The sequence below is a fragment of the Serratia sp. JSRIV002 genome (genome assembly GCF_019968725.1).
Classification (GTDB): Bacteria; Pseudomonadota; Gammaproteobacteria; order Enterobacterales; family Enterobacteriaceae; genus Chania; species Chania fonticola_B.
In genome coordinates, this window is record NZ_CP074143.1 from 3,686,641 (window position 1) to 3,712,443 (window position 25,803).

General features: G+C 56.4%; 27 protein-coding genes. 19 read left to right on the forward strand and 8 right to left on the reverse strand.

Going from position 1 to position 25,803, the window contains the following annotated elements:
- Positions 1–2: 2 nt before the first annotated feature.
- On the forward strand, positions 3–419 hold the full coding sequence (locus KGP26_RS17340; protein WP_223664321.1) for a VOC family protein: 417 nt from the start codon (positions 3–5) through the stop codon (positions 417–419).
- Positions 420–464: 45 nt separating this feature from the next.
- Here KGP26_RS17340 and KGP26_RS17345 read toward each other — a convergent pair whose 3' ends face one another.
- Positions 465–662 (reverse strand): hypothetical protein, encoded by a 198-nt coding sequence (locus KGP26_RS17345; protein ID WP_021805744.1) that lies wholly within the window; start codon positions 660–662, stop codon positions 465–467.
- 127 nt (positions 663–789) lie between these two features.
- On the opposite strand from KGP26_RS17345, the gene KGP26_RS17350 reads away from it, so the two are divergent.
- Entirely contained in the window at positions 790–2,346 is a 1,557-nt protein-coding gene (locus KGP26_RS17350; protein ID WP_094983077.1) for a GGDEF domain-containing protein, read from the forward strand.
- A 2-nt stretch (positions 2,347–2,348) separates the two neighbouring features.
- Here the strand turns inward: KGP26_RS17350 and KGP26_RS17355 are convergent, their stop codons facing one another.
- Complete coding sequence (locus KGP26_RS17355; RefSeq protein ID WP_179252787.1) at positions 2,349–3,458, reverse strand: AAA family ATPase; 1,110 nt, start codon at positions 3,456–3,458, stop codon at positions 2,349–2,351.
- A gap of 60 nt (positions 3,459–3,518) precedes the next feature.
- Positions 3,519–5,591: a phenylacetic acid degradation bifunctional protein PaaZ gene (gene paaZ / locus KGP26_RS17360; protein ID WP_223664323.1), complete on the reverse strand. Its 2,073-nt coding sequence runs from the start codon at positions 5,589–5,591 to the stop codon at positions 3,519–3,521.
- A gap of 318 nt (positions 5,592–5,909) precedes the next feature.
- On the opposite strand from paaZ, the gene paaA reads away from it, so the two are divergent.
- From paaA to paaY, 14 genes are all read left to right on the forward strand, one after another.
- Entirely contained in the window at positions 5,910–6,848 is a 939-nt protein-coding gene (paaA, locus tag KGP26_RS17365; RefSeq protein WP_021180892.1) for a 1,2-phenylacetyl-CoA epoxidase subunit PaaA, read from the forward strand.
- Positions 6,849–6,862: 14 nt separating this feature from the next.
- Positions 6,863–7,150, forward strand: a complete 288-nt coding sequence (gene paaB / locus KGP26_RS17370) for a 1,2-phenylacetyl-CoA epoxidase subunit PaaB (protein WP_021180891.1) — start codon at positions 6,863–6,865, stop codon at positions 7,148–7,150.
- Positions 7,151–7,159: 9 nt separating this feature from the next.
- Positions 7,160–7,921, forward strand: a complete 762-nt coding sequence (gene paaC / locus KGP26_RS17375; protein ID WP_059201131.1) for a 1,2-phenylacetyl-CoA epoxidase subunit PaaC — start codon at positions 7,160–7,162, stop codon at positions 7,919–7,921.
- Between the two features lie 8 nt (positions 7,922–7,929).
- Positions 7,930–8,427: a 1,2-phenylacetyl-CoA epoxidase subunit PaaD gene (gene paaD / locus KGP26_RS17380; protein WP_059202055.1), complete on the forward strand. Its 498-nt coding sequence runs from the start codon at positions 7,930–7,932 to the stop codon at positions 8,425–8,427.
- A 14-nt stretch (positions 8,428–8,441) separates the two neighbouring features.
- Positions 8,442–9,500 (forward strand): 1,2-phenylacetyl-CoA epoxidase subunit PaaE, encoded by a 1,059-nt coding sequence (gene paaE / locus KGP26_RS17385; RefSeq protein ID WP_021180888.1) that lies wholly within the window; start codon positions 8,442–8,444, stop codon positions 9,498–9,500.
- A 9-nt stretch (positions 9,501–9,509) separates the two neighbouring features.
- Complete coding sequence (gene paaF, locus KGP26_RS17390) at positions 9,510–10,283, forward strand: 2,3-dehydroadipyl-CoA hydratase PaaF (RefSeq protein WP_223664324.1); 774 nt, start codon at positions 9,510–9,512, stop codon at positions 10,281–10,283.
- 3 nt (positions 10,284–10,286) lie between these two features.
- Complete coding sequence (gene paaG / locus KGP26_RS17395) at positions 10,287–11,078, forward strand: 2-(1,2-epoxy-1,2-dihydrophenyl)acetyl-CoA isomerase PaaG (protein WP_115158102.1); 792 nt, start codon at positions 10,287–10,289, stop codon at positions 11,076–11,078.
- Between the two features lie 14 nt (positions 11,079–11,092).
- Positions 11,093–12,622, forward strand: a complete 1,530-nt coding sequence (locus KGP26_RS17400; protein ID WP_209529013.1) for a 3-hydroxyacyl-CoA dehydrogenase — start codon at positions 11,093–11,095, stop codon at positions 12,620–12,622.
- Positions 12,622–13,062: a hydroxyphenylacetyl-CoA thioesterase PaaI gene (gene paaI / locus KGP26_RS17405; protein WP_024485592.1), complete on the forward strand. Its 441-nt coding sequence runs from the start codon at positions 12,622–12,624 to the stop codon at positions 13,060–13,062. The genes KGP26_RS17400 and paaI overlap by 1 nt, the downstream gene beginning before the upstream one ends.
- Positions 13,059–14,264, forward strand: a complete 1,206-nt coding sequence (gene pcaF, locus KGP26_RS17410) for a 3-oxoadipyl-CoA thiolase (protein WP_223664325.1) — start codon at positions 13,059–13,061, stop codon at positions 14,262–14,264. The genes paaI and pcaF overlap by 4 nt, the downstream gene beginning before the upstream one ends.
- 19 nt (positions 14,265–14,283) lie before the next feature.
- Entirely contained in the window at positions 14,284–15,591 is a 1,308-nt protein-coding gene (gene paaK / locus KGP26_RS17415; RefSeq protein WP_021180882.1) for a phenylacetate--CoA ligase PaaK, read from the forward strand.
- Between the two features lie 249 nt (positions 15,592–15,840).
- Entirely contained in the window at positions 15,841–16,800 is a 960-nt protein-coding gene (locus KGP26_RS17420; RefSeq protein WP_059199085.1) for an IS110 family transposase, read from the forward strand.
- A gap of 363 nt (positions 16,801–17,163) precedes the next feature.
- Positions 17,164–18,105 (forward strand): phenylacetic acid degradation operon negative regulatory protein PaaX, encoded by a 942-nt coding sequence (gene paaX / locus KGP26_RS17425; RefSeq protein ID WP_021805757.1) that lies wholly within the window; start codon positions 17,164–17,166, stop codon positions 18,103–18,105.
- A gap of 12 nt (positions 18,106–18,117) precedes the next feature.
- Positions 18,118–18,714, forward strand: a complete 597-nt coding sequence (paaY, locus tag KGP26_RS17430; protein WP_021805758.1) for a phenylacetic acid degradation protein PaaY — start codon at positions 18,118–18,120, stop codon at positions 18,712–18,714.
- A gap of 29 nt (positions 18,715–18,743) precedes the next feature.
- Here the strand turns inward: paaY and KGP26_RS17435 are convergent, their stop codons facing one another.
- The 5 genes from KGP26_RS17435 to KGP26_RS17455 form a co-directional block, all read right to left on the reverse strand.
- Positions 18,744–20,147 carry an amino acid permease gene (locus tag KGP26_RS17435; RefSeq protein WP_021180879.1) on the reverse strand — a complete coding sequence of 468 codons (1,404 nt, stop codon included), beginning with the start codon at positions 20,145–20,147 and terminating at the stop codon, positions 18,744–18,746.
- Between the two features lie 15 nt (positions 20,148–20,162).
- Positions 20,163–21,347, reverse strand: coding sequence for an amino acid aminotransferase (locus tag KGP26_RS17440; RefSeq protein WP_021805759.1), 1,185 nt, complete (start codon positions 21,345–21,347; stop codon positions 20,163–20,165).
- A 62-nt stretch (positions 21,348–21,409) separates the two neighbouring features.
- Positions 21,410–21,781 carry a RidA family protein gene (locus tag KGP26_RS17445; RefSeq protein ID WP_021805760.1) on the reverse strand — a complete coding sequence of 124 codons (372 nt, stop codon included), beginning with the start codon at positions 21,779–21,781 and terminating at the stop codon, positions 21,410–21,412.
- The gene (locus KGP26_RS17450; protein ID WP_223664328.1) at positions 21,765–22,580 is read right to left on the reverse strand and encodes an alpha/beta hydrolase; all 816 of its coding nucleotides are present in this window, start codon (positions 22,578–22,580) and stop codon (positions 21,765–21,767) included. The genes KGP26_RS17445 and KGP26_RS17450 overlap by 17 nt, the downstream gene beginning before the upstream one ends.
- A 224-nt stretch (positions 22,581–22,804) precedes the next feature.
- The gene (locus KGP26_RS17455; protein ID WP_021805762.1) at positions 22,805–23,710 is read right to left on the reverse strand and encodes a LysR family transcriptional regulator; all 906 of its coding nucleotides are present in this window, start codon (positions 23,708–23,710) and stop codon (positions 22,805–22,807) included.
- A gap of 101 nt (positions 23,711–23,811) precedes the next feature.
- On the opposite strand from KGP26_RS17455, the gene KGP26_RS17460 reads away from it, so the two are divergent.
- The 3 genes from KGP26_RS17460 (at position 23,812) to KGP26_RS17470 (ending at position 25,760) form a co-directional block, all read left to right on the forward strand.
- On the forward strand, positions 23,812–24,438 hold the full coding sequence (locus KGP26_RS17460) for a glutathione S-transferase family protein (RefSeq protein WP_037375410.1): 627 nt from the start codon (positions 23,812–23,814) through the stop codon (positions 24,436–24,438).
- 1 nt (position 24,439) lies between these two features.
- Complete coding sequence (locus KGP26_RS17465; protein ID WP_223664330.1) at positions 24,440–25,363, forward strand: pyridoxamine 5'-phosphate oxidase family protein; 924 nt, start codon at positions 24,440–24,442, stop codon at positions 25,361–25,363.
- 172 nt (positions 25,364–25,535) lie between these two features.
- Complete coding sequence (locus tag KGP26_RS17470; RefSeq protein WP_021180872.1) at positions 25,536–25,760, forward strand: YdcH family protein; 225 nt, start codon at positions 25,536–25,538, stop codon at positions 25,758–25,760.
- Positions 25,761–25,803 lie beyond the last annotated feature (43 nt).

Below are 25,803 nucleotides of genomic sequence, written 5' to 3' on the forward strand. Positions count from 1 at the left end.
CCATGCTGATTCAACCCTATCTGTTTTTTGCCGGTGACTGTGAGCAAGCGGTGAATTTTTATGCCCAGCAGCTAAACGGCAATATAGAAATCATGATGCGTTACAAAGATATCCCGGCAGAGGAGCAGCAAAATGGGCCGTCCAATGCCGACCCTGACTCGATTATGCATGCCAGGCTGGTGATCGGGGATAACGTCATTATGGCATCGGATGGATGCCCGGCCGACTCAAGCGGGCAGACACATAAAGGGTATTCACTGTCGATCCGCAGTGAGAGCGTCGAGCAAGGTGGCGAGGTATTTAACCGGCTAGCCCAAGGTGGCACCATCACCATGCCTTTCCAACCGACCTTCTGGGCCAAGGGCTTTGGCATGCTGACCGATAAGTTCGGTGTCAACTGGATGGTCAACGTCGAGTAATCGCACGGTGCAGTGCCTGGCTGTGAGGATAGGCACTGCCCAACGCTAACGATGCCAGCTAGCAGCCACCAGTGAGAACAAGACAAACAACACCAGCAACAATACCAGAGCCAACCGCCAGAAAGGTGCTTTGCGCCGCTGGTAGGCGATAATCATCAATCCGGCCAGCGCCAGAAGCGTAAACGGGTAATATACCGCCAGTATCAGTAAAACCTGCATCATAGCGTCAGATAATGCTGCCATGCGCCCCCCCCGATACCAATTTATGCTGAACATATCCCGGAAATATAACGGAACATGCAAGATGGAAATAGAAGGGTTAAGATTGTTCGCAATCCCCGTACCTAACTGATTCCATGACAGGAATGCTATGCTAGCACCCCAGCTCCCGCCCCAAAAACAACCATTATCCGGGAAAAACAAAAACTCGCCGTTACTCTATCAGGCTGGCGTGTTTGTGATTATCGTCGTGCTCACCTTAATCATGTTCAATGCCTGGCAAATCTGGAACGCTCATCAACGCAATCTGCAGATTGCCGAAAATGACTCGCAGAATCTGGCCAGATCGCTGGCGCAACATGCCGAAGATACCTTTGCGCAGGTAGACAGTAACCTGGTCGATCTTGGCGAACGCATTGAAACCGATGGCTTAGGCCAACCCCAGCGTTTACGCCTGCAAAAAATCATGCAGACTCAGGCCAGTAACTTTCCGCAACTGCATGGCAGTTTTATCTATGATGCTCAGGGCAACTGGATCCTGACGTCCAACGGTAAACCCCTCAGCCATGCCAATAATGCTGACCGGGCCTACTTTAAATACCACCTCACCCACAACAATAATATGATTTATATCGGCGAGGTGATCCGCAGTCGCTCGACCGGCGATTTGGTTATCCCGGTATCGCGCCGCCTGAACCTTGCGGACGGCAGCTTTGCCGGCGTGGTCATTTCGACGCTGTATGTCGATTATTTCCGCCAGTTTTACAACACCTTTGCCCTTAACAACGATGCCTCACTCAGCCTGATACTGGCTGACGGCTCCGTTTTGTACCGCCGCCCTTACAATGAGAATGCCATCGGGAAAAACATCTCCCACAGCATTTTCTTCCGCGAAGTTCTGCCGCATTCGTCCTTTGGCAACGTCACCATGCTCTCACAATTCGACAATGTTGAACGGATATATGGTTATTCGCGGGTGGAACGCTATCCACTGGTGATCACCGCCGGGCTGTCGAAAAAAGACGTTCTGGCCGACTGGCGCAACGATGCGTCACTTTTTGCACTCGGTGGAGGAGTCCTGCTGTCCATACTGTTGGCCCTGGGGTTGGTGCTGATACGTCAGATTAACCAGAGCGTACAGACCGAAGTCGAGCTGGTGCGCACCCGTGATCAACTGACGCTGATGAACCACACGCTGGAAGAACTGGCCTTGTTAGATGGCTTGACTGGCCTTGCCAACCGCCGCCAGTTTGATATCGCGCTAAAAAACGAAATGACGCGGGCGGCGCGTAACGATCGCAGCGTAGCCCTATTGATGCTGGATATTGATTATTTTAAACAGTTTAACGATATCTACGGCCACGTGGCTGGGGATCAGTGTTTGCAACAGTTGGGGCGCATGCTGAAAAGCATGGTCAACCGCCCTGGCGATCTGATGGCGCGTTACGGTGGTGAGGAGCTGGCGATTATTCTGCCGGATACCGATCTTCAAGGCGCAATCGCCTTTGCCGAACGGGTTCTGGAGGGCATCCGGCAGTTAAAGATCGCCCACACAGGCAGCCCCCTGGGGATGATCACCGCCAGCATCGGTGCCAGTGCTAAAGTCCCGCATCCGTATAACGATACGCCGCTGAGCTTGGTCAACCTGGCGGATAACGCCCTGTATACGGCGAAGAAAAGCGGTAAGAACCGGGTTTGCAGCCTCTAGGCTCAGGCTTGCTGCGCAACGATGGTTTCCCCCTGCTGTTGAGTGAGCTGGTAATGCGTTACGGCACAATGCTCGGCAATCAAATCCGCCAGTAACGGAGAATGGCTGGTCACCCACAGCTGACTGTAACGGCTGGCTTCAGCAATCAGTTGTGCCAACGCGGGCAACAGATCTGGGTGTAAACTGTTCTCCGGCTCGTTCAATGCCATAAAGGCCGGAGGTCTTGGGCTGAGCATAGCCACCGCCAGACACAGAAAGCGCAGCGTACCGTCGGAGAGTTCTGCCGCTTCAAGCGGCCGCAGGATCCCCTCTCGATGCATCAACAGTTCAAAACGCCCCTGCGGTGCCTGCACCTCAAACTCAGAATCAGGGAAAGCCCGCCGCAGAATGCCGCACAATAAATTACCATTGCCAATCTCGATGATGGTTCTGAATGCCGCCGCCAGATTACTACCATCGTGCGCCAGCACCGGGGCACGAATACCAACCTGTGGGACACGCAGCGGTGAACCCGGCCAAACCGCAAACTCATGGTAAAAACGCCATTGCCGCAGAATTTCCCTGGCCTGTGATAACTCGGGGTAGAGATGCGGATCGGACAACTGACCAAATACCGATTCTTCCGCATATAACACTCCGGCGTAAGCCGCCCTTTCCCCCTGAATATTGGTGAGAAATGCGGTTTGATTAACGCGTTCCAACAGACGCATCGAATTACGGCGCCGATGCCCACTCAGCCACAGCGACTCCTGCTTGACCAGTGGATCCAGCGTAAACAGGCTTGGCTCAGAACTATTATCGGGAGGGGGAAAGCCAAGCTGGATTTCATAATCAAAATCCTCCAGGGTGGCCGACAGGATCATCCGTTTGGGATCGCCGCGTTTATCGCCCAAGCGTGCTCCACCCGCCCACATCGCATTTTGAATGCCACCCTCTTCTGCCAAGGCGAGCGAAAGCCGCCCACTGGCTGCTTCATGGATTAATCGCACGGCTTTATACAGGTTGGATTTACCACATCCGTTTGGGCCACTGATCACATTTACACGGCCAAGAGTAAGCTGCACATTACGGATGGAACGAAAACCATTGAGGGTAAGCTGTTGAATAGTCATGTGTAGATCATTTCAGCAAATTATGGGGCATCTTAACATGATGCCCCCGACGATCCAGCCTTAGTGCACCTTGTTGAAATCCCCTTCCTGGCGCGCCACTAGCGTCAGAATGCTATACAGCGCCACGGCCTGCTGATGCTGGTTGAGCACTTGTACATCCCAGACCACCACGCCATGCGGACGATCCTCGGTGGTTTTTTGCGGCTTGCGGATTTTCTTTTTACAGGTCAACCGCACCTGAATGGTGTCGCCAATCTTCACCGGTTCGATAAAACGCAGGTTTTCCATGCCGTAGTTGGCAATCACCGGCCCGACGCCCGGATCGACAAACAGCCCGGCGGCGGCAGACACCACAAAGTAACCGTGGGCCACTCGCTCACCAAACAGTGATTCCGCCGCACCGATCTTGTCCATATGCGCGTAGAAATGATCGCCGCTCAGGCAGGCAAAGTTGACAAGATCGGCTTCGGTAATGGTACGGCGGGCAGTCAGCAAGCTTTCGCCAATCTGCAACTGCTCAAAGTATTTGCGGAACGGGTGTACCTGCTCCTCCACCACGTCGGCACCCCGAACCCATTCACGGCTGATGGCCGCCAGCATCGACGGGCTGCCCTGGATTGCCGTGCGCTGCATATAGTGTTTTACCGCCCGCAGCCCACCAAGCTCTTCCCCACCGCCTGCTCGCCCAGGCCCGCCGTGTACCAGCAAAGGCAATGGTGAGCCGTGGCCGGTCGATTCAGTAGCCGCGTGGCGATCCAGCACCAACATACGGCCGTGTGCGCAGGCGGTTGCTCGAATAAACTGTGACGCCAGCTCCGCATCAGCCGTCACCAACGATCCGGCCAGGCTACCTTGCCCCAGCAACGCCAACTCAATGGCCTGTTCGGTAGTTTGATAAGGCATCAGCGTCGCCACCGGGCCAAACGCCTCGGTGCCATGTACGGCCTGATGGCGGAACGGATCGGCGCAGTACAGCAGGGTGATCGGATAAAATGCGCCTGATTGCGCGCCATCGCCCACCACCTCCAATTTATCCAGCGTAGCGCCACAGAGTGGCTCACAGCCATTGCGCAGCAGGAATTCCACCTTTTGCTGCACGTCATCGCGCTGTTCCTGATTGACCAACGCCCCCATCCGCACTTGCTCCAACACTGGGTCGCCAATTTTTACGCCCGCCAGCCGCTGCAACAGCGCTTGCTGTACCTCGGCAATGCGGGCCGCCGGAACGATAATGCGCCGGATAGCAGTACACTTTTGCCCCGCCTTGCTGGTCATTTCGCGGCTGACCTCTTTGATAAACAGCGCAAACTCCGGCATCTCTGGCGTCACGTCCTCCCCTAACACGCAGCAGTTTAACGAGTCGGCTTCCATGGTAAAGGCGATGGATTTTTCCAGCAGGCGCGGGTGGGAACGTAGCTTCTGCCCGGTTTGCGCCGAGCCGGTAAAGGTCACCGCATCCTGATAATCGAGGTGATCGAACATATCGCCCACGCCGCCGCAGATCAGTTGCAAAGCTCCTTCCGGCACCAGCCCGCTGTCGATAATCAGCTTCACCATCGCCTGTGTTAGCTGTGCCGAAGCGGTGGCGGGTTTGATGATGGCCGGCATCCCCGCCAGCCAGGTAGGTGCCAGCTTCTCCAACATTCCCCAGCAAGGGAAGTTGAAGGCGTTGATATGCAGCGCAACGCCAGGGCGAGAGGTCAGCACATGGCGTGCGGCAAACTGCGATTGCTTGGAAAGTGGGATCAGTTCATCTTCCGGCCACAGCGTATCGTCCGGCAATTCGCGCCCTGCCAATCCCGCATAGGAGAACAGCGTGGCGATACCACCTTCGATATCAACCCAGCTGTCATTGCGCGTGGCGCCGGTTTGATAGGAGATCTGATACAGCGCTTTTTTATTAGCCAGCAGGTGTTTAGCCACCGCTTTCATCATCTGGGCGCGCTGCTGAAACGTCATCTTTGCCAGCGCCGTGCCGCCCAGCTTGCGGGCATAGCTCAGGCTGGCGGCCAACGGCAGCCCGTCGGAGCAGACCTGATACAAAGGCTCGCCGGTCACGGCATGCTGGATCTGGCGGGATTGCCCCTGGCCGTACACCCAAGCGCCAGAAAGGTAACTGGTTAACTGCTGCATTTGCTCCTCCGGAATTCATAAATAGACACCACCAAGATTAATGATGTATCACATATTTTCCACTCTGCGCCAGGTTAAAATTTAACAAAAGCAAAACAAAATCATCAAACCGGTGCGTTAACGCCAACTTGATCGATAACCCAGAAAAACAAATAATCATTAAAATCAACAAAATAACAAAATACATTGTGATAGCCATCGCAAAATCACAGTATTTGCATTTGATCTTGCCGTTATCAACTTGTAACTTTACGGTTAGTTAAAGTGATTCACATTTTTGGTTTTAATGTGAAAAACATGAATCACCAAGAGGCAAGTATGACAACTGACGCACAATTTCAGCAGCACTTTGACGACAAGATCGCCGCCGATATCTCCATCGAAGCCAAAGACTGGATGCCGGATGCCTATCGCCGCAACCTGATCCGGCAAATCGGCCAACATGCGCATTCCGAAGTGGTCGGCATGTTGCCTGAAGCCAATTGGCTGACCCGCGCCCCTTCCCTACGGCGCAAAGCGGTGTTACTGGCGAAAGTCCAGGATGAGGCCGGGCACGGTCTTTATCTGTACAGCGCGGCGGAAACCCTCGGCTGCACCCGCCAGGATATCTACCAAAAGATGCTCGCCGGTCAGATGAAGTACTCCTCGATCTTCAACTATCCAACGCTGAACTGGGCTGACATTGGCGTGATCGGCTGGCTGGTCGACGGTGCCGCCATCGTCAATCAGGTAGCTCTGTGCCGTGCCTCTTACGGCCCCTATGCCAGGGCGATGGTGAAAATCTGTAAAGAAGAGAGCTTCCACCAGCGTCAAGGCTATGAAGCCGTGATGGTGATGGCCCAGGGCAGCGAAGCGCAAAAGGCCATGTTACAGGACGCCATCAACCGCTTCTGGTGGCCAGCGCTGATGATGTTTGGCCCCAACGATAGCGATTCCCCCCACAGCGCACAGAGCATGGCCTGGAAAATCAAACGCCACAGCAATGACGAGCTGCGGCAGAAGTTTATCGACAACACCGTACCGCAACTGGAAGCCCTGGGCATGACCGCCCCCGATGCCGATTTGGCATGGGATGAAGCCAGCGGACATTACCGCTTTGGCGAGATCGACTGGGCAGAGCTGCACGACGTGATCCAGGGGCGTGGGCAGTGCAACCACGAACGCCTGCAAGCCAAGCGTAAAGCCTGGGACGAAGGCAGTTGGGTACGGGATGGTGCCATGGCACATGCCAGCAAACGCGCGGCAAATGCAGCTTAATCGAGGAGAGAAAAATGACTCACGCCGAATGGCCGTTGTATGAAGTGTTTATCCGCAGCAAGCAGGGTTTGGCCCATCGCCACGTGGGCAGCCTGCATGCTGCAGACGATCAGATGGCGCTGGAAAACGCCCGCGATGCCTACACCCGACGCAGTGAGGGCTGTTCGATCTGGGTGGTGCAATCCTGCCATCTGATCGCCTCTCAAGCGGAGGATCGGGCGGCATTCTTCGATCCTTCCGACGACAAAATCTACCGTCATCCCACGTTCTACACCATCCCCGACGGCATCAAGAACATGTAGAGGCAGGCCATGACGATGAGTAACGCAGCAACAATCAGCTATGCCCTGCGCTTGGGCGATACACCGCTCATTCTGGCACAGCGCCTGTGCGCTTGGTGTGGTCATGCTCCTGAGCTGGAGATCGACCTGGCACTGGCCAATATTGGCCTCGATCTGCTGGGCCAGGCGCGCAATTTTCTGGCCTATGCCGCCGAGCTTTCCGGCCCGCAGCACAGCGAAGACAGCCTGGCCTTCGGCCGCGACGAACGTGAATTCCACAACCTGCTGTTGGCAGAACAGCCCAACGGCGGCTTTAACGACACGCTGGTACGCCAGTTCTTGCTCGATACCTACCACGTGCTGCTGCACCGGGAATTGAGCCGCAGCAAAGACGGCCAACTGGCCGCCATCGCCGCCAAATCGCTGAAGGAAGCGGATTATCACCTGCGTTTCAGCCACGGCTGGATGATCCGCCTGGGTGACGGCAGTGAAATCAGCCACCAGAAGATCCAGCAGTCATTAAACGATCTGTGGCGCTTCACCGCCGAGCTGTTCCACGCCGACGAGATTGAGCTGCAATTGGCCGAACGGGGTATTGCCGTCGATCCACGCCAATTGCAGGCACCGTGGCAGGCGATGGTGAACGATACGCTGCAACAGGCCACGCTCGCGCTGCCCACCGAGCAGGCATTTCGCCACGGCGGCAAGCAAGGGCGGCACACTGAACACCTCGGCCCAATGTTGGCAGAGATGCAGTTTCTGCCACGCGCTTACCCGAACTGTAGCTGGTAGAAGCAATGATGAATATCACCCGACTGCAACCGGCCGAGATCCCGCAGATCTGGCACTGCTTACAGCAGATCAGCGATCCCGAACTGCCGGTACTGTCCATTACCGATCTGGGCATGGTACGTGACGTAGAGCGCGATGGTGCAGGCTGGCACATCACCTTTACCCCAACCTATTCCGGCTGCCCGGCGACCGAGTTCCTGCTCAACGCCATTGAACAGACGCTGAACGAGGCGGGTTTCAGCCCGGTGAAGATCACCATCAGCCTCAGCCCGGCCTGGACCACCGACTGGATGAATGCGGATGCTCGCCAGCGCCTGCGTGAATACGGCGTGGCACCACCGCAGGGGCAAACCTGTGAGAAGCCTTTAGCCGACGGCCCGGTGCAGTGCCCCCGTTGCGGCAGCGAGCACACGGAAAAGATCAGCGAGTTCGGTTCCACCGCCTGCAAAGCGCTTTACCGCTGCTGCGAATGTCGGGAACCGTTCGACTATTTCAAATGTATTTAGGAGTACTGAAAACCATGACGGTCTTTCATCGCCTGAATGTCGCAGCCATCGAGCGCGAAACCCCGGACGCCGTAGCCATCACGCTGCGCGTCCCGGATGAACTGAAATCCCATTACGGCTATACCCCCGGCCAGCACCTCACGCTCAAAGCGCGGGTCAATGGTGAAGAGCTGCGCCGCTGCTACTCCATCTGTAGCGCACCGCAGGATGGCGTATTGCAAATCGGCATCAAGGCGATCCATCAGGGGCGCTTCTCTTCGTTTATCAACCAAAGTTTGCAGGTGGGCGATGAGTTGGAAGTGATGCTGCCGCAAGGCCGTTTTGGTTACCAGCCGCAGGCACAAACCCAGGGCAACTATCTGGCGATCGCCGCCGGTTCTGGCATCACACCGATGCTGTCGATCATCAAGGCGACGTTGCAATTGGAACCCAACAGCCAGTTCACGCTGATCTACGGCAACCGTACCAGCCGCTCGGTGATGTTTAAAGAAGCCCTCTCGGATCTGAAAAACCGTTATCCACAGCGCTTCCAGCCGCTGTATCTCTTTAGCCAGGAAAATCTCGACAGCCCACTGCTCAGTGGCCGCATCGACCGTGACCACCTGACCGCGCTGGGTAACACGCTGGTGGACTTCAACGAGTTCGACCACGCCTTTATCTGCGGCCCGGAAGCGATGATGGACGACGCGCACACCGTGCTGGAGCTGGCCGGTATGCCTGCCGAGCGTATTCACAGCGAGCGTTTCAACACCAGCGGCATCGTCGCCCGGCCTGCCAATGCAGGTAGCCGCAACGCTACCCAGGTAGAGATCCGGCTCGACGGCCGCAGCCTCAAAATCGACGTCGGCAGCGAGGATGACAGCATTCTGGATGCCGCATTGCGCCAAGGAGCCGATTTGCCCTATGCCTGTAAAGGCGGCGTCTGCGCCACCTGCAAATGCAAGCTGAAGGCCGGTGAGGTGGATATGGCGATCAACTACAGCCTGGAGCCGGATCAGTTGGCGGCAGGTTATGTCTTGAGCTGCCAGTCCTGGCCACGCGGTGAAGGCGTGGTGCTGGACTTTGACGTTTAGGAGCCGACGATGGAAACCCCTTGGATCCTGCGCGAACAGCAGCAACGCGTGGTCACACTGACGCTGCACCGCCCCGATGCCCGCAACGCCTTGAGCACCGTCTGCCTGGAGCAGTTGGTTTATCAACTGGAACAGGCCGATAGCGATACCGACGTCGGTGCCGTGGTGATCGCCGGTGCCGCCCGGTTCTTCGCCGCCGGTGCCGATCTGCGCGAATTGCAGCAACAGGATGTCGCCGCCACCCAGCTCGATCACCGCCCTTTGCTATGGCAGCGCTTGGCCCAGTTCAGCAAACCCTTGCTGGCGGCGGTCAACGGTTACGCGCTCGGTGCTGGCTGTGAGCTGGCTCTGTCCTGCGACATTACGATTTGCGGCGAAAGCGCTCGCTTCGGCCTGCCGGAAATCACTTTAGGCCTGATACCCGGAGCCGGTGGTACTCAACGCCTGATCCGCAGCGTGGGCAAGTCCCGCGCCTATCAAATGGTGCTGACCGGTGAAGCCATAGACGCCCGCTGCGCACTGCAAGCCGGGCTGGTGAGCGAGGTTTGCGTCGACGCATTAACGCTGGAGCGTACTCAACAACTGGCCCAACGCATCAGCCAACAGGCGCCGCTGGCGCTGCGCGCGGCCAAACAGGCGCTAAAACAGGCGCAGGAAACTGGCCTCAGCCAAGGCTTGCAGATGGAACGCCAGCAGTTTGTCACCCTGGCCGCCACCGAAGATCGCCGGGAAGGCATTGCCGCCTTCTTCGAAAAACGTACACCGAACTATCAAGGGCGCTGATTTATGGAAAACGCATTCATTCTTAGCCACATCGAAGCCGGGGTGTTGACCATTACCCTGAACCGCCCCGACCGGCTCAACAGCTTTAACGATGAAATGCACCACCAGCTCAGCGAGGCGCTGACCGTAGCCGAACGCGATGACAGCGTGCGTTGCGTGCTGATCACCGGTGCCGGGCGTGGCTTCTGCGCCGGGCAGGATCTGAACGATCGTAACGTCAGTGTGGATCAGGCTCCTCCGGATCTTGGGCTGTCCGTAGAACGTTTTTACAACCCGCTGATCCGCCGCCTGAGCGCGCTACCCAAGCCGATCGTCTGCGCGGTTAACGGCGTTGCTGCCGGAGCGGGTGCCGCGCTGGCAATGGCCTGCGACATCGTGGTGGCCGCCGACAACGCCAACTTCATCCAATCCTTCTGCAAACTGGGCCTGGTGCCAGACTCCGGCGGCAGTTGGTATCTACCCCGCCTGGCCGGGCATGCGCGAGCCATGGGTATGGCGCTGCTGGGGGACAAAATCAGCGCTCAGCAGGCGCTGGAGTGGGGAATGATCTGGCAGGTCGTGGCTGCCGCCGAGCTGGCCGACCACACCCAGAGCATGGCCAAACAGCTTGCTACCCAACCTACCTACGGCCTGGGGCTGATTAAAAAAGCCATGTACAGCTCGGCCAGCAATACGCTCGACCAGCAGCTCGATTTAGAGCGCGATTTACAGCGCCTGGGTGGCCGTAGTGAAGACTATCGCGAAGGCGTCAGCGCCTTCTTCGCCAAACGTTCACCGAACTTCAGCGGGAAATAGCCATGAGAGAGAAGATGGCGATAAATACCCTAGCCACCTCCGCAACGGTGGCCGTGATTGGTGCTGGAACCATGGGGATCGGTATTGCCCAGGTAGCCGCTGCGGCAGGGCATCAGGTCAAGCTGTTCGATATCGCCCTGCCCGCCGCCTCCCGCGCGCTGGAACAGCTCGAGCAACGCCTACGCAAACGGGTCGAGGCAGGTAAAGCCGATGCCCACAGCACCGAAACCCTGCTGGGACATATTCAGTTGACTGGCTCGTTGAGCGATCTGGCCGACTGCAGCCTGGTGATCGAAGCGGTGGCGGAAAAGCTGGCGATCAAACAGAGCCTGTTTCGCGATCTGGAGGCGATATGCTCCACCGATACGCTGTTTGCCAGCAATACCTCTTCACTCTCTATTACCGCCATCGCTAGCGCGCTTCAGCACCCGCAGCGCATGGCGGGCCTGCACTTCTTCAACCCGGCTCCGCTAATGAAACTGGTGGAGATCGTCGGAGGGCTGGAAACCAGCCCGGAAACGCTGAGCTGCCTGCAAGTCTTGGCTCAGCATTGGGGTAAACACAGCGTCGTGTGCCGTTCTACGCCAGGCTTTATCGTCAACCGCGTAGCCCGACCTTTCTACGGCGAAACCCTGCGCGCGCTGGAAGAACAGATTGCCGATCCGGCCACCCTTGACGCCGTACTGCGTGATGCCGGTGGTTTCGCCATGGGACCATTGCAACTAACCGACCTTATCGGTCAAGACGTCAACTATGCCGTCACCGAGTCGGTCTATCACGCTTTCTATCAGGACAGCCGTTTTACTCCTTCGCTGGTGCAACAGGAACTGGTGGCTGCCGGGCATTTGGGCCGCAAGAGTGGCCGGGGTTTCTACCGCTATGGCAGTGAGCAGGCCGTACCGTCAGCAACTTTTGCTTCGGCGGTAACGGCTGACTTGCCTCATTCCGTCACGTTGCACGGCGACTGGTCGGCCATCGGTGAGTTTGCACAGTTGCTGACGGGAAATGCGGCGGCGATCAAACATTCTGGCCAGACCAGTCCGTTTGCCCGGGTCGATGAAGTTACATTTATGTTAACAAATGGTAAAACGGCAAGCCAAGTCGCCGAAGAAATCGGATCGCCCGTGGTTCTGTTCGACCTGTCCGTCAACTATCAGCACGCCCCCGTTATCGCCATCAGCAGCGCCGAGCAGAACGCGGTGCCGCACACGGCCAAGGTCATCCGCCTGCTGCAATCGCTGGGTAAACAGGTGATCCACCTGCCTGATTATCCGGGCCTGCTGGTGATGCGCACCGTCGCCATGCTGGCTAATGAAGCCCTGGACGTGGTGAATAAAGGCGTGGCCAATGCCGCCGATACCGACGATGCCATGCGGTTTGGCGTCAACTACCCGCAAGGTCCGTTGGCTTGGGGCAGCAAGCTCGGCTGGCAACAAATTCTCACCACGCTGGAAAACCTGCAACGTTATTACGCGGAACCCCGCTATCGCCCAATGCCGCTGCTGCGCCGTTATGCCTCCCATTATTCAGGAGCCAAATGCTGATGAATGCCAACACTCCCCGCGCGCTGGCCCAGCGTTGCGCCGAACAGATGTTTAGCCAAGATACCTGCGCACAGGCAATGGATATGCGCATCGATGCCGTGGATGCCGGCATGGCCAAAGTCAGCATGACCGTCGGCCCACAGATGCTCAATGGCCACCAGACCTGTCACGGTGGCCAACTGTTCAGCCTGGCAGATACCGCCTTTGCTTATGCCTGCAACAGTCAGGGGCTGGCGGCGGTCGCTTCTGGCTGCACCATCGATTTTATCCGCCCTGCACTGGCAGGCGATCGTCTAACCGCATGCGCGGAAGTGCGCCATCAGGGTAAAACCACCGGATTATACGACGTTGAGATCGTTAACCAACTGGGGAAAACCGTCGCCTGGTTCCGTGGCCGCGCCCATCGGTTGGGCCACAGCATTTTGGGAGAGCAGCCATGAACCAGGCCTTTATTTGCGACGGCGTCCGCACGCCGATTGGCCGTTACGGCGGCGCACTGGCAAACGTGCGGGCTGACGATTTAGCTGCCCTACCGCTGCGTGCTCTGCTAGAGCGCCACCCTAATGTGGATTGGTCGCGGGTGGATGACGTGATCCTCGGCTGCGCCAATCAGGCCGGGGAAGACAACCGTAATCTGGCCCGTATGGCGGCGCTGCTGGCCGGGCTGCCGCAAAACGTTTCCGGTACCACCATCAACCGGCTATGCGGCTCAGGGTTGGATGCGTTGGCGATGGCGGCCCGCAGCATCAAGGCCGGAGAGGCCAGCCTGGTCCTGGCCGGAGGAGCCGAATCCATGACCCGTGCCCCGCTGGTAATGGGTAAGGCAGACAGCGCGTTCAGCCGCCAGGCACAGCTGTTTGACACCACTATCGGCTGGCGGTTTGTTAACCCACTGATGCATGAAGCTTTCGGTACCGACTCCATGCCGGAAACCGCCGAAAACGTCGCGGCACAGTTTGGCATCAGCCGTGCCGATCAGGATGCCTTTGCCCTGCGCAGCCAGCAGCGCACCGCTCTGGCACAACAGCGGGGGATCCTGGCACAGGAAATTATCCCGATGAGCCTCAGCGGCAAAAAAGGGGCCATTACTCAGTTCAGCGAAGACGAACATCCGCGTGCAGAAACCACGTTGGAGCAGTTACAGAAACTGAAAACGCCGTTCCGTCAGCCGGGCTGTATCACGGCTGGCAATGCCTCTGGCGTCAACGACGGTGCGGCGGCGCTGATTGTCGCTTCCGAAGCCATGGCCTTGCAGCAAGGTCTGACGCCACGGGCACGCATTGTCGCCACCGCCACCTGCGGCGTGGAGCCACGATTGATGGGGATCGGCCCGCTGCCCGCGACCCGCAAAGTCCTGGAAATTGCCGGATTAAGCCTGGCTCAGATGGACGTCATTGAACTTAACGAAGCATTCGCCGCACAGGCGTTGGCGGTATTGCGCCAGCTTGGTCTGCCGGATGATGCCGAACGGGTCAATCCCAACGGGGGGGCCATCGCGCTTGGCCATCCATTGGGCATGAGCGGTGCTCGCCTGGCGCTGGCCGCCCTGTTTGAGCTGGAACGTCGCGCTGGCCGCTACGCACTGTGCACCATGTGCATTGGCGTCGGTCAGGGCATTGCCATGATTATTGAGCGTGTCTAACACCTGCGAGGCTAAAAAGATGACTACAAATCCACGGCCCATCGACGCGATTGAATTTGCTTCACGCGACGAAATCGAAGCATTACAACTGGAACGCCTGCAATGGACCCTGCACCATGCCTACAACAACGTACCTATGTATCAGCGCAAGTTCAATCAGGCCGGCGTTCACCCGAGCGATCTGAAGCAACTGAGCGATCTGGCGTTGTTCCCCTACACCACCAAGCAGGATCTGCGTGACAACTATCCTTTCGACACCTTTGCCGTGCCGATGGAACAGGTGGTACGCATTCATGCTTCATCTGGTACCACAGGCCGCCCGACGGTAGTCGGTTATACCCAGCGGGATATCGATAACTGGGCCGATATTGTCGCCCGCTGCCTGCGCTCTGCCGGAGCCACGGCCAAAGACAAAATCCACGTTGCCTACGGTTACGGCCTGTTTACCGGCGGGCTGGGTGCGCACTATGGCGCAGAACGCCTGGGTGCGACGGTGATCCCGATGTCCGGCGGCCAGACGGAGAAGCAGGTGCAGCTGATCCTGGATTTCAAACCCGACGTGATCATGGTGACTCCGTCCTACTGCCTGACGCTGATCGACGAGTTGGAACGCAAAATGGGCGGCGATGCACGCAACTGCTCCCTGCGTTTGGGCGTGTTTGGTGCAGAACCCTGGACAGAATCTCTACGCCATGAGATCGAGTCACGCATGGGGATCAAGGCGCTGGATATCTACGGCCTTTCCGAAGTGATGGGGCCAGGCGTGGCGATGGAGTGTGCCGAAAGCGGCGGCGGCCCGACCATCTGGGAAGACCACTTCCTGCCAGAGATCATCAACCCGGAGACGGGTGCGATACAGACTGACGGCGAGCATGGCGAACTGGTTTTCACCACGCTGACCAAAGAGGCGCTACCGGTGATCCGCTATCGTACGCGCGACCTCACCCACCTAATGCCAGGGGATGCCCGCAACATGCGCCGGATGGGCAAAATCACCGGCCGTTCCGACGATATGCTGATCATTCGCGGCGTGAACGTGTTCCCTTCACAGGTCGAAGAACAGATTATGCAGTTCGAGCATCTGTCGCCGCATTATCAACTGCAGGTGAGCCGTGCCGGGCATCTGGATACCTTGGCGGTACGGGTGGAACTGAAAGAGTCGGCGCTTACGCTCAGCCACCAGCAGCGTTGCGATATCTGCCACCAACTGCGTCACCATATCAAATCGATAGTCGGGGTCAGCACCGACGTCAGCATTGCCAACTGTGGCGATATTCCTCGCTCGGAAGGCAAGGCCCAGCGGGTGATCGATCTGCGACCAAGGTGATTTTTCCCCTCACCCTAACCCTTATGTCTTGATCTTCTCCGCCTTAGCGGAGAAGATCCCCGACTGATCATCGGGAGATAGCCGGTGAGCTCCCCCTAACCCTAGTGCCTATGAGCCCGTGGGAGAGATTGTGCCCCGGCTGTCTATTTCCCTGTCGCCTTGTAGACCGAACGGTATCCTGTGCCTATGAGCACCTACATATAAGGATGGTCCGGCGATAAATTTCAGACATGGTTATGGAGTGCCATAATGCGTAGAACCCCTGTCGGCGTTGATATCGCTAAACACAAATTTGATGTCGCCGTACTGCTGGACAATCAGAAGTATAAAACCAAAAAGTTTGCCAATACCCCTTCTGGATGCCGCGAGTTCGCAGCCTGGTTGAGCCGCTTTGGCGACTGTCATGTCTGTATGGAAGCCACCGGGAGCTACAGCACGGAACTGGCCACTTATCTGGCAGACAACAACTACCACGTCAGTCTGATGAACCCGGCGTGTATCCATTCCTTCGGCAATACAGAACTGGCCCGGAACAAAACGGACAAAAGCGATGCAGCGATGATAGCCCGCTACTGCGCACTGCATCAGCCTGCCCCGTGGTTCCCAGCCCCGTTGAGCGAGCGCCAGTTGACCGCGTTGGTCAGGCATCTTAAGAACCTGGAAGAGATGCGTCAGATGGAAGAAAATCGCCTGGAGGTGGCCGAAGCAGTCATCGTCCCTTCACTCAATGAGCACATCGCCACGTTGGATGAACTGATACGAGAAACGAAAAAGAAAATCAGTCAGCACATCGATGATAACCCTGACCTGAAACGGGACAGCGAGTTGCTAAAAAGTATCCCTGGAGTGGGAGAGATGCTGAGCTCCAGCCTGCTGGCCTTCGCAGGAAACCTGCGTCGGTTCACCAGCAGCAAGGCCCTGGTAGCGTACGCAGGACTGAATCCACAGCGATGTGAGTCGGGGATGTTTAAAGGGAAAAGCCGGTTATCGAAAGTGGGGCACGGTGAGCTGCGAAGTGCGTTATACATGCCCGCGGTAGTGGCAGGCCAATACAATGTTGTGGTTAAAGACTTAACAGAAAGGCTAAAGTTGCGTGGGAAGTCGGGCAAAGAAAGAGTGTGTGCGGCGATGCGAAAGTTGCTGCAACTGGCCTATGGTGTGGTGAAATCAGGAAAGACATTTAATGCGGAAATACCGCTTGCCGGATAGCCGACAAGACGGTATCTCTCCCAAAGGAGAGGGGACCGATCGAGTGCGCTTGAAATTAGAGTGACTCACCTTAGATAGGGGACCGATCGAGTGTGTTTGAAATTAGAGTGATTCACCTTGGATGAGATGAAGAGAAGCCCTAGTTTGCTGAGATTATCGTTTTACTTCCAAACGAGCAGGGGCTATCAGCTCCCTCTCCCTGTGTGGGAGGGACCGAACGAGTTTGCTGAGATTATCACTTTACTTCCAAACGAGCAGGGGCTATCAGCTCCCTCTCCCTGTGGGAGAGGGTTGGGGTGAGGGGCAAGCCTTTGTCGTTTATGCTAATGTCGTGTCTCAGCAAAGGCTTACCCAGGGAAAAATATGGAACATAAACTGGACGACTTTATCCGCCATGCGTTAAGTGCCCAACCGATCAGCGGCACCTCGCTGATCATCTCACTCTACGGTGATGCGCTGAGCCATCGCGGTGGTGAGGTGTGGCTGGGCAGCTTGAGCGCACTGCTGGAAGCCCTGGGCTTCGGCGATCGTTTCGTGCGTACCTCGGTATTTCGTTTGCAAAAAGAGGGTTGGCTGGACGTAGAGAAGATCGGGCGGCGCAGCTATTACCGCGTTACCGAACAGGGTATGCGCCAGTTTCGCCATGCCGAATCCAAAATCTACCTCAGCGAACAGCCACAGTGGGACGGCAAGTGGGAGCTACTGCTGTTGGAAAGTGCGGGAAAAACCGAGCGTGCACGGCTGAAAAAAGAGCTGGGCTGGCTGGGCTTTGGCCAGATCGCCAATAACCTGATGGCCGCCCCCACTCATGCGCAAACCGACGTCGCCGCCCTGCTCGGCGAGCTCAACGCCAGTGAACAGGTGATCTACTTCCGTGCCGACTATCCCTATAACCGTTCCGAACAGACGCTGCGCCAAATGGTCGCCAACTGCTGGTCGTTGAGCGAGGTAGCCGGTTACTACCATGAGTTTATCGTCTCCTTCCGCCCGTTGATGGCCCTGCTGCGCGAAGCCGATGAGCAGGTACTGACGCCCCTGCGATGCTTTCAGATTAAGCTATTATTAATCCACTTTTTCCGCCGCGTGGTGTTGAAAGATCCTCTGCTGCCAGATGCCCTGTTACCCGCTCAATGGGAGGGCCAAATCGCCCGCAACCTGTGCATCAATATCTATCAGCGAGTGGATCGCGCCGCGACGGAATATGTCAGCGCTTTGGCAGAAACCTCCATCGGCACCTTACCTGCACCCAGTGCCGGTTACTATCGCCGCTTTGGCGGACTGCCGCGCGATCCCACTACATTTTGAGGAGTTTGCGCTATGCCCGTGTATCAGATTGACGGCTTGACGCCGGTGGTCGATCCCAGCAGCTATGTTCACCCCACTGCGGTCCTGATTGGCGACGTGATTATCGGCAAAGGCGTCTACATCGGCCCCAATGCCAGCCTGCGCGGCGACTTTGGGCGCATTGTGGTCGAAGACGGTGCCAACGTGCAGGATAACTGCGTGATGCACGGCTTCCCGCTGCAGGACACGGTAGTGGAACAAGATGGGCATATCGGCCACAGCGCCATATTGCACGGCTGCCGCGTGCGCCGTAACGCGATGATTGGCATGAATGCCGTCATCATGGACGGTGCGGTCATTGGTGAGAACTCCATCGTCGGCGCGGGTTCCTTCGTCAAGGCCGCCGCGGAGATTGGCGCCAACCAACTGGTGATTGGCAGCCCGGCAAGGGTGATCCGCGAACTGACCGAACAGGAATTAGCCTGGAAACGCACTGGCACACTCCAGTATCAGGAGTTAGTCTTACGCTGCAAAAACAGCCTGAAAGAAGTGGCCCCTCTCTCTGAACCAGAGCCAGGCCGCCAACGTCTGAACTTCGGCGACCACATCATCCCCAAAAGCCAGCTTTAGTGCTTGGCCGGGCCGCAGCCCGGTCAACATTACTCCAAACTCTGTACCGGTGCTTCAGCTGCAACCGATGCCTGCCCTCGTCGACTGTAAAAATAGATGGCGACTAGCAGCGCGGTGAAGGGAATGCCAAACCACAGCGTCATTCTAAAGAAGTCCGTGAACAACGTGGTTATCATCAAGCCAGCCATCAGGAGCGCCCCCGCCAAGGTAAAGTAAGGATAACCCCACATGCGGAACTTGAGGTGCGTCTGCGTATGCTGGCGGCGGAAGAACAGGTGGGTAACAAAGATCATCAGCCAGGTGAAACAGGCACCGTACACCGAGATCGACATCATCACCGCGAACGATTGCTCTGGGGCGGCAATACTCAGCACGATAGAGACAATAATCCCCACGCAGGAGAGCGCCAACGCATTGACCGGAATCCCCCGTTTGCTAAGCCGCCCCAGCGCCGCCGGAGCCTGCCCGGCACGGGACAGTGAAAACATCATGCGGGTGGTGATATACAGCTGGCTGTTCATGGCAGACAGTGCAGCAATCAGTACCACAAAGTTAAAGATCCCGGCGGCGGCAGGCAGATGGATCACGTTCATCGCCACCAGGAACGGGCTTTCACCAGTGCCAGACTGCCGCCACGGTACGATGGCCAGCATCAGCGCTATCGACATCATATAGAAGATAAACAGCCGCAGAATGGTGCCTTTAAACGCGCTTTTCACGGCAACCACCGGGTTTTTCGCTTCCCCTGCGGCAACCGCGATCATCTCAATACTCAGATAGCTGAATATCGATACGATCACCGCAAACCACATGCCTTTCACCCCGAACGGGAAGAAGCCACCGTTGTCGGTGAAGTTACGGATGCCGAAGGTCGGGTTAGCGGAAAACGCCAGGATGCCGATGCCAATCATGATAAACGCTGAAATGGCCACCACCTTGACGGTAGAGAGGGCGTACTCCACCTGGCCAAAAGACTTGACCCCAACCACGTTGACGACGATCACCGCCGCCGAGAACAACAGCACCCACGGCCAGATCGGCGTACCTGGGAACCAGAACTGCATATACATGCCGATGGCGGTCACCTCGGTGCCCACCGCCAACACCACGCAAGACCAATAGGAATAGCGCACCAGAAAGCCAAACAGCGGGCTGAGATAGAACTCTGCATAATCGCCGAACGATCCTGGGGTTGGGTGCTCGGAGGTCATTTCCGCCAGGCATCCCATCAGCAGCAGCGCAATCACCCCGCCGATGAAATAGCTCAGCAATACGCTTGGCCCAGCCATCTGGATCGCGTAAGCACTCCCCAGAAACAGGCCGGTACCAATGGCCCCACCGATCGCCAGCATCGACATCTGCCCGGCGGTCAGGTGCTTTTTCAGCCCATCCTGCCGCTGGGCGATAGCGTCAAAACGTTTCGCATCTTTCATGGTTGCTCACCTTTTCTATGCGGTACGGGTAACGTCAAGGATGGCGGCGGTCACATAGTCCAGGTTTTGCTGGTTCAGGCCAGGCAGACACATCCTGCCGGGCGCCACCAGATAAATGGAATATTGCTGCCGCAGTTGACCGAGCTGGCGTTCATTCAACCCGGTGTAGCTGAACATGCCCTTTTGATCGCGAATGCGGGTGTAGTCCAGCGTGGTACCGCCCTGCTCCAGGCCAGCAGCCAGGCCAACGCGCATCTGTTTGATGCGTTGACGCATGGTGGTCAACTCACTGGCCCACTGTTGGTATAGCTGCGGGTCTGCCAGCAGGGTTTCCACAATCTGGCTACCGTGAGTCGGTGGGCAGGAATAACTACGGCGGATCAGCGTCTTCAATGCACCTTTTACGTTCGCCGCCGCCTCGGCCGTAGCGCAGCGCACCGATAGCCCCCCTAAACGCTGGCCATACAGCGCCACGTTCTTGGAAAAGGAGTTGCTGACCAGAAAATCCACGTCGGTTTTCAACATCGCCCGCAGCGCGAAGCAGTCTTCGTCCAGCCCATCGCCAAAGCCTTGATACGCGATGTCAAAGAAAGGCAGTAGCCGACGCTGTTGCACCACATCGATCACCCTTTGCCATTGCGCCGGGCTGAGATCGGTGCCGGTGGGGTTATGGCAGCACGGATGCAGCAATACCACTGCCCCCTCCGGCAAAGTGGAAAGCATGTCGAGCATGGCTTCCAAACGCAGTTGGCCAGACGCATCGTCAAAATACGGGTAGGTATTCACTTTCAAGCCAGCCCCTTCGAAGATCGCCCAGTGGTTGGCCCAGGTAGGATCGGAAACCCAGATTTCGCGGCGCGCCAGATAGTGATAAATAAAATCGGCACCCAGTTTCAGTGCGCCAGAGCCACCCACGCTTTGTACCGTAGCAATACGGTCCGCCGGTTCACCAAACAGCAGCGTCTGGATCTGGCGGGCAAACAGTGCAGAACCTTCGATTGGCGGGTAAGTATGTGGCCGCTGTTGTTCCAGTAAACGCTGTTCGGCAATATGTACGGCCTGCATCAAGGGAATATTACCCTGATGGTCGTAATACAGGCCTATACCCAAGTTAACCTTTTGCGGATTAGCATCCTGCATATAGGCTTCCATCAGTGACATAATAGGATCGGGCGTTGACGGGGTAATATGTGCGAACATAGATTATCCTTAACTCATTATGTAATGAATCAGCAGGTGAATATTATTTTATGAAGATTTAATTACGCTGTGGCGCTAACGGTGATTTCTATTTTCATTCCTGGCACCACCAATTTATCAACAATCACCGTTGAGCGGTTGGGATACGGATAATTAAAATACTGTTGATAGATTTTATCGAGCAGTTTAACGTCATTAACATCGGTAAGATAAACAATAACCTGTAATACATTATCGCTATGGCTATTGGCGGCCTTCAGCGTGGTGGCTAAATTATCAAACGTCAGCGTAATTTGTTTTTCCGGATCGCCGGTTTCAATAGTGCCATCCTGGCGGACCGGGCCATGGGCGGTGAATAACATCCCGCCGCCTTTGGTCGCCCAGGAAAAAGGTTGCCCGATCTCCGGCAGGCCGGTTTCAATGACTGTGCGCATCAAGATACTCTCCATCGGTAAGCAGGAAACGGTGCAGAGCGCCATCGGCGGCAAAGACCGCATCCAGCACGCTGTAATGATTAGCACCGGGGAGCGCATAACGGCTAACCGGCAGCCCCTGCGCCCGCAATGCGGAATAATAATAAAGCGATTGCCCAATCAGCTCCGGCAGTTCCGCCGCGCCGTAAAACAGCACCATGGGCTTCAAAGATAGCGGTATATTACGCGCCGGGCTCAAGGCCTCTATCTGCTGGGTGGTCAGCTTTAGCTGCTGGTTTACGTAGCTCGCCAGCAGCGGCTGTAACTCAAAAATGCCGCTGATGGGAAACACCGCCTGCACCCGCGGATGGTGTTGCCAATACGCTGCCAAATGTCCACCGGCAGAATGACCTGTGAGATAAACCGGTTTATCGCCACGCGGCTTCAGCCGCCGCTCGATGGCATCCAGCGCGCCCCCAATTTGCTGACAAATATCGGCCAAGTTAGCCGCTGGCGCCAGGGTATATTCCACCAGTACCACATCAAAACCTAATGACAATGGCATGCTTGCAATAAAAGCAAAATCCTGCTTATCACAAAACTGCCAATAGCCGCCGTGAATAAATATTATCGTGCCTTTATATTCTTCAGTTGAATAAAACCAGTCAAAAACTTCACGCGGCGCATCCCCATAAGCCATATTCAACTCATGGCGTTGCTGTTGGTAAACTCGCTGACTGCGTGATTGAAATGAGAGCAGGATCTCGTTTTCATCAGCCACCGTCGTTGCGTTATCGTAACTGCCCGCTAAAAGTTTCATATATTAAACTTTGTTTATTATTTAAGATGTGAGTTAACTATTAGCAACATGTTAAAATATTGTCAAGACAGCGCATGCGGCAATGCGTGTTCGGCGAGATAAATTTATTTTTTCCGGCAATAAGTTTCACTGGTTAAACATTTAGAGGTTATTTTAAAGTTTCATCCATGAAACTCGAAAATAAATTGAGGATAAAGGATAAGTGGGCGCAGCATGCCTCGCCCCTACGGGCGAGCCGGTTGTATTTGCGCAATTTGGCTGAGGTGCTGATAAGCGTAATCCCAAAAGGTACGCACCTTCAGCGGCATGTATTGCACATTATTCGCCACCAGTTGCACCGGCACTGGCATGGGCTCGTAGGCGGCCAGCAGCCGCACCAGCGTACCATTGGCCAGATCGTCCGCCACCTGATAAGACAGTAGCCTTGCGATCCCCTTGCCTGCCCGCACCGCCAACAGTTGAGTTTCCACCTCGTTCAACAACAAGCGCGGCGTCAAACGTACTCGCTCACCGTTTTCGTCAGGCCCAAAGCGCCATTCACCTGACGTCGGACGTAAAGTGCCGACAATAGTGTCATGATCGCTCAACTGCGCCGGTTCCAGCGGCTCCCCTCGTTGCGCCAGATAGGCTGGGCTAGCCACGGTGATGCGTGTCACCTCTCCAAGCTTACGCGCCACCTTGGAGGAATCCTGCAAATGCCCGATGCGCACCGCCACATCCAGCCCTTCATCGATCAGCTCCAGATTGCGGTCATTTAACTGCATGTCGATGTGGATTTGCGGATAACGTTCGAGAAAAGCCATCACCATCGGTGCCACATGCTTGCGCCCAAACTGTACCGGCGAAGTAATACGCAGCAGTCCGCTCAGTTGAGCCTCTGCGGTATCCATTACCGCACCTTGATAGTCATGCAACAGAGCACGCGCGCGTTCGGCTAAACGCAAACCGGCCTCCGTAGGTGCCAGACGCCGGGTAGTGCGTTCCACCAGCCGCGCCCCCAACCGCTGCTCCAAAGCAGCGATAGCTCGGGTTACCGCCGGAGCGGAACGGCGCAGCTTGCGGGCCGCACCGGCCAAACTCCCCTGCTGGATCACCGCCACAAAAATCGCCAACTCGTCCAAACGATCCATAGATTATTCCGCCAAGTGAAATTATCAATTGCCATCTTCCCGGATACCCATCATCTGGCGCAAGAGTATTCTGGTCAGCAAGACCATAAAGGAGACTCACCATGCAAACGTTGAAACTATACGGCACTCCGGCCTCTGGCCATTGCCACCGCGTCGAGTTGCTATTGCGGATGCTAGATCTGCCTTATGAGTATTGCGAAGCCCCGGCCTCGGTGCGCCGCAGCGAGGCGTTCCTGAGGCTTAATCCCGTTGGACAAATCCCGGTATTGCTGGCCGATGAGCAGGTATTGAGCGACAGCAACGCCATCATGGTGTACCTGGTCAAACGCTATGCGCCGGATAGCCACTGGTTGCCAGAAGATCCGTTGGCAGCAGCCCAAGTTCAAGCCTGGCTTTCCAAAGCGGCCGGAGAGGTGCGCTATGGCCCCGCATCTTGTCGGATGGTGGTGCAATTTTCTGCGCCAGAGAACTACCCGTCTGCACAAGCCATCGGCGCACGCTTTCTACCCCAGTTAGAGCAACATTTGGCAGAACGCGAGTTTTTGGCAACGTCTTTGCCAACGATTGCCGATCTGGCCTGTTACAGCTACGTGGCGGCCGCCCCAGAAGGTGGACTTTCCCTCAAGTCCTTCCCGGCAATCCAGCGTTGGCTAGATCGTATTGCCGCGCTACCCGGGTTCTTCCCCATGCCTGCGTTACCCCTGCCTGACCAGGCTGTAGGCCAATAACATGTCTCCCTCCATGTTTCATCCCGATGAGCAGTTGGCGCAGGATCTGGCCGGTTTTGATGCGGTGAGCGGGAATATCTATACCGCCATGCCCGATCAACATCGCGAGTTCTTCGCTCACCTGCCCTACCTGTTTGTTGCCACACTGGATGAGCGGCAGTGGCCGGTTGCTACGGTGTTCAGTGGGCCTGCCGGCTTTTTGCGCTCGCCAGATGAAACACATTTGCGGATCGTTTCGCCACGCCGGGCGGACGATCCCGCTCAGGCATCGCTCTATCCCGGGCAGCCTGTCGGCGCATTAGGGTTAGATTTCAGTAACCGCAGGCGCAACCGGGTCAACGGCATCATTAACCGCACGGATAAAAACCGCTTGGAGATTGTGGTGCAACAAAGCTTTGGCAACTGTCCGCAGTACATTCAACGGCGAGAGCTGTTCGCCGAGCCGAGCGTTGCCGCCCCCATTGAGCAGTTGAGTTCGTTAGACGATCAGGCCCGACAACTGATCCAACAGGCGGATACCTGCTTTGTGGCCAGCTATGCCCACGGTGATTCAGCGCAAGGTGGCGTAGATATCTCGCATCGCGGCGGTAAACCGGGGTTCATCCATCTGGCTGAAGAAACCCTGTGGATACCGGATTTTCGCGGTAACCGTTATATGAATACGCTAGGAAACCTGCTGGCACAGCCGAGGGCGGCGCTGTTGTTTATCGATTTTGCACGCGGGGACATTCTACATTTGCAAGGGGAAACCCAGATCTTATGGCAGGCGGAAAACGAAGCCGTCGAAGGAGCCGAGCGCTACTGGCGATTTGATATCACCAGTGCATGGCGTTTTCGCCAGGCACTGGGCTGGCGCGGCAGAAACGTTGAGTTCTCTCCGGCAACGTTACGCACGGGTATTTGGCAAAATCACGCAGAAAGCTAAACGGTCGCGCATGCTCGCCCTATCCCCATTCAGCGACATTGCCACGCTGTCATCAATCTGCACAGCAGGATCTATTTTTGCTAGCTAGCGCCATTTTAAATAAATCCACGCTGGGTTACAGTGAAAGTGGAGAAGCCCTCCAGTGTACAGTTTGACTCAAAGGAGCTTGAGTATGTTTCCAGAATACCGTGAGTTAATATCGCACCTGAAATCAAGCCATCCCCGCTTCCAGTCATTGTTTGATAAGCACAACCAACTCGACCACCAAATCTCCAGGTTAGAAGGGCCTGCAGGCAACGGCTACTCTGACGAGGTGGTTCGCTTGAAAAAAGAGAAGCTACATATCAAGGATGAGTTACACAAAATACTAAAGGCAGAGGAAGCCGCGGCCAAGTAGCGCATGCCGATCCCCGCGCTACTGCGGGGATCACCGCTTGAGC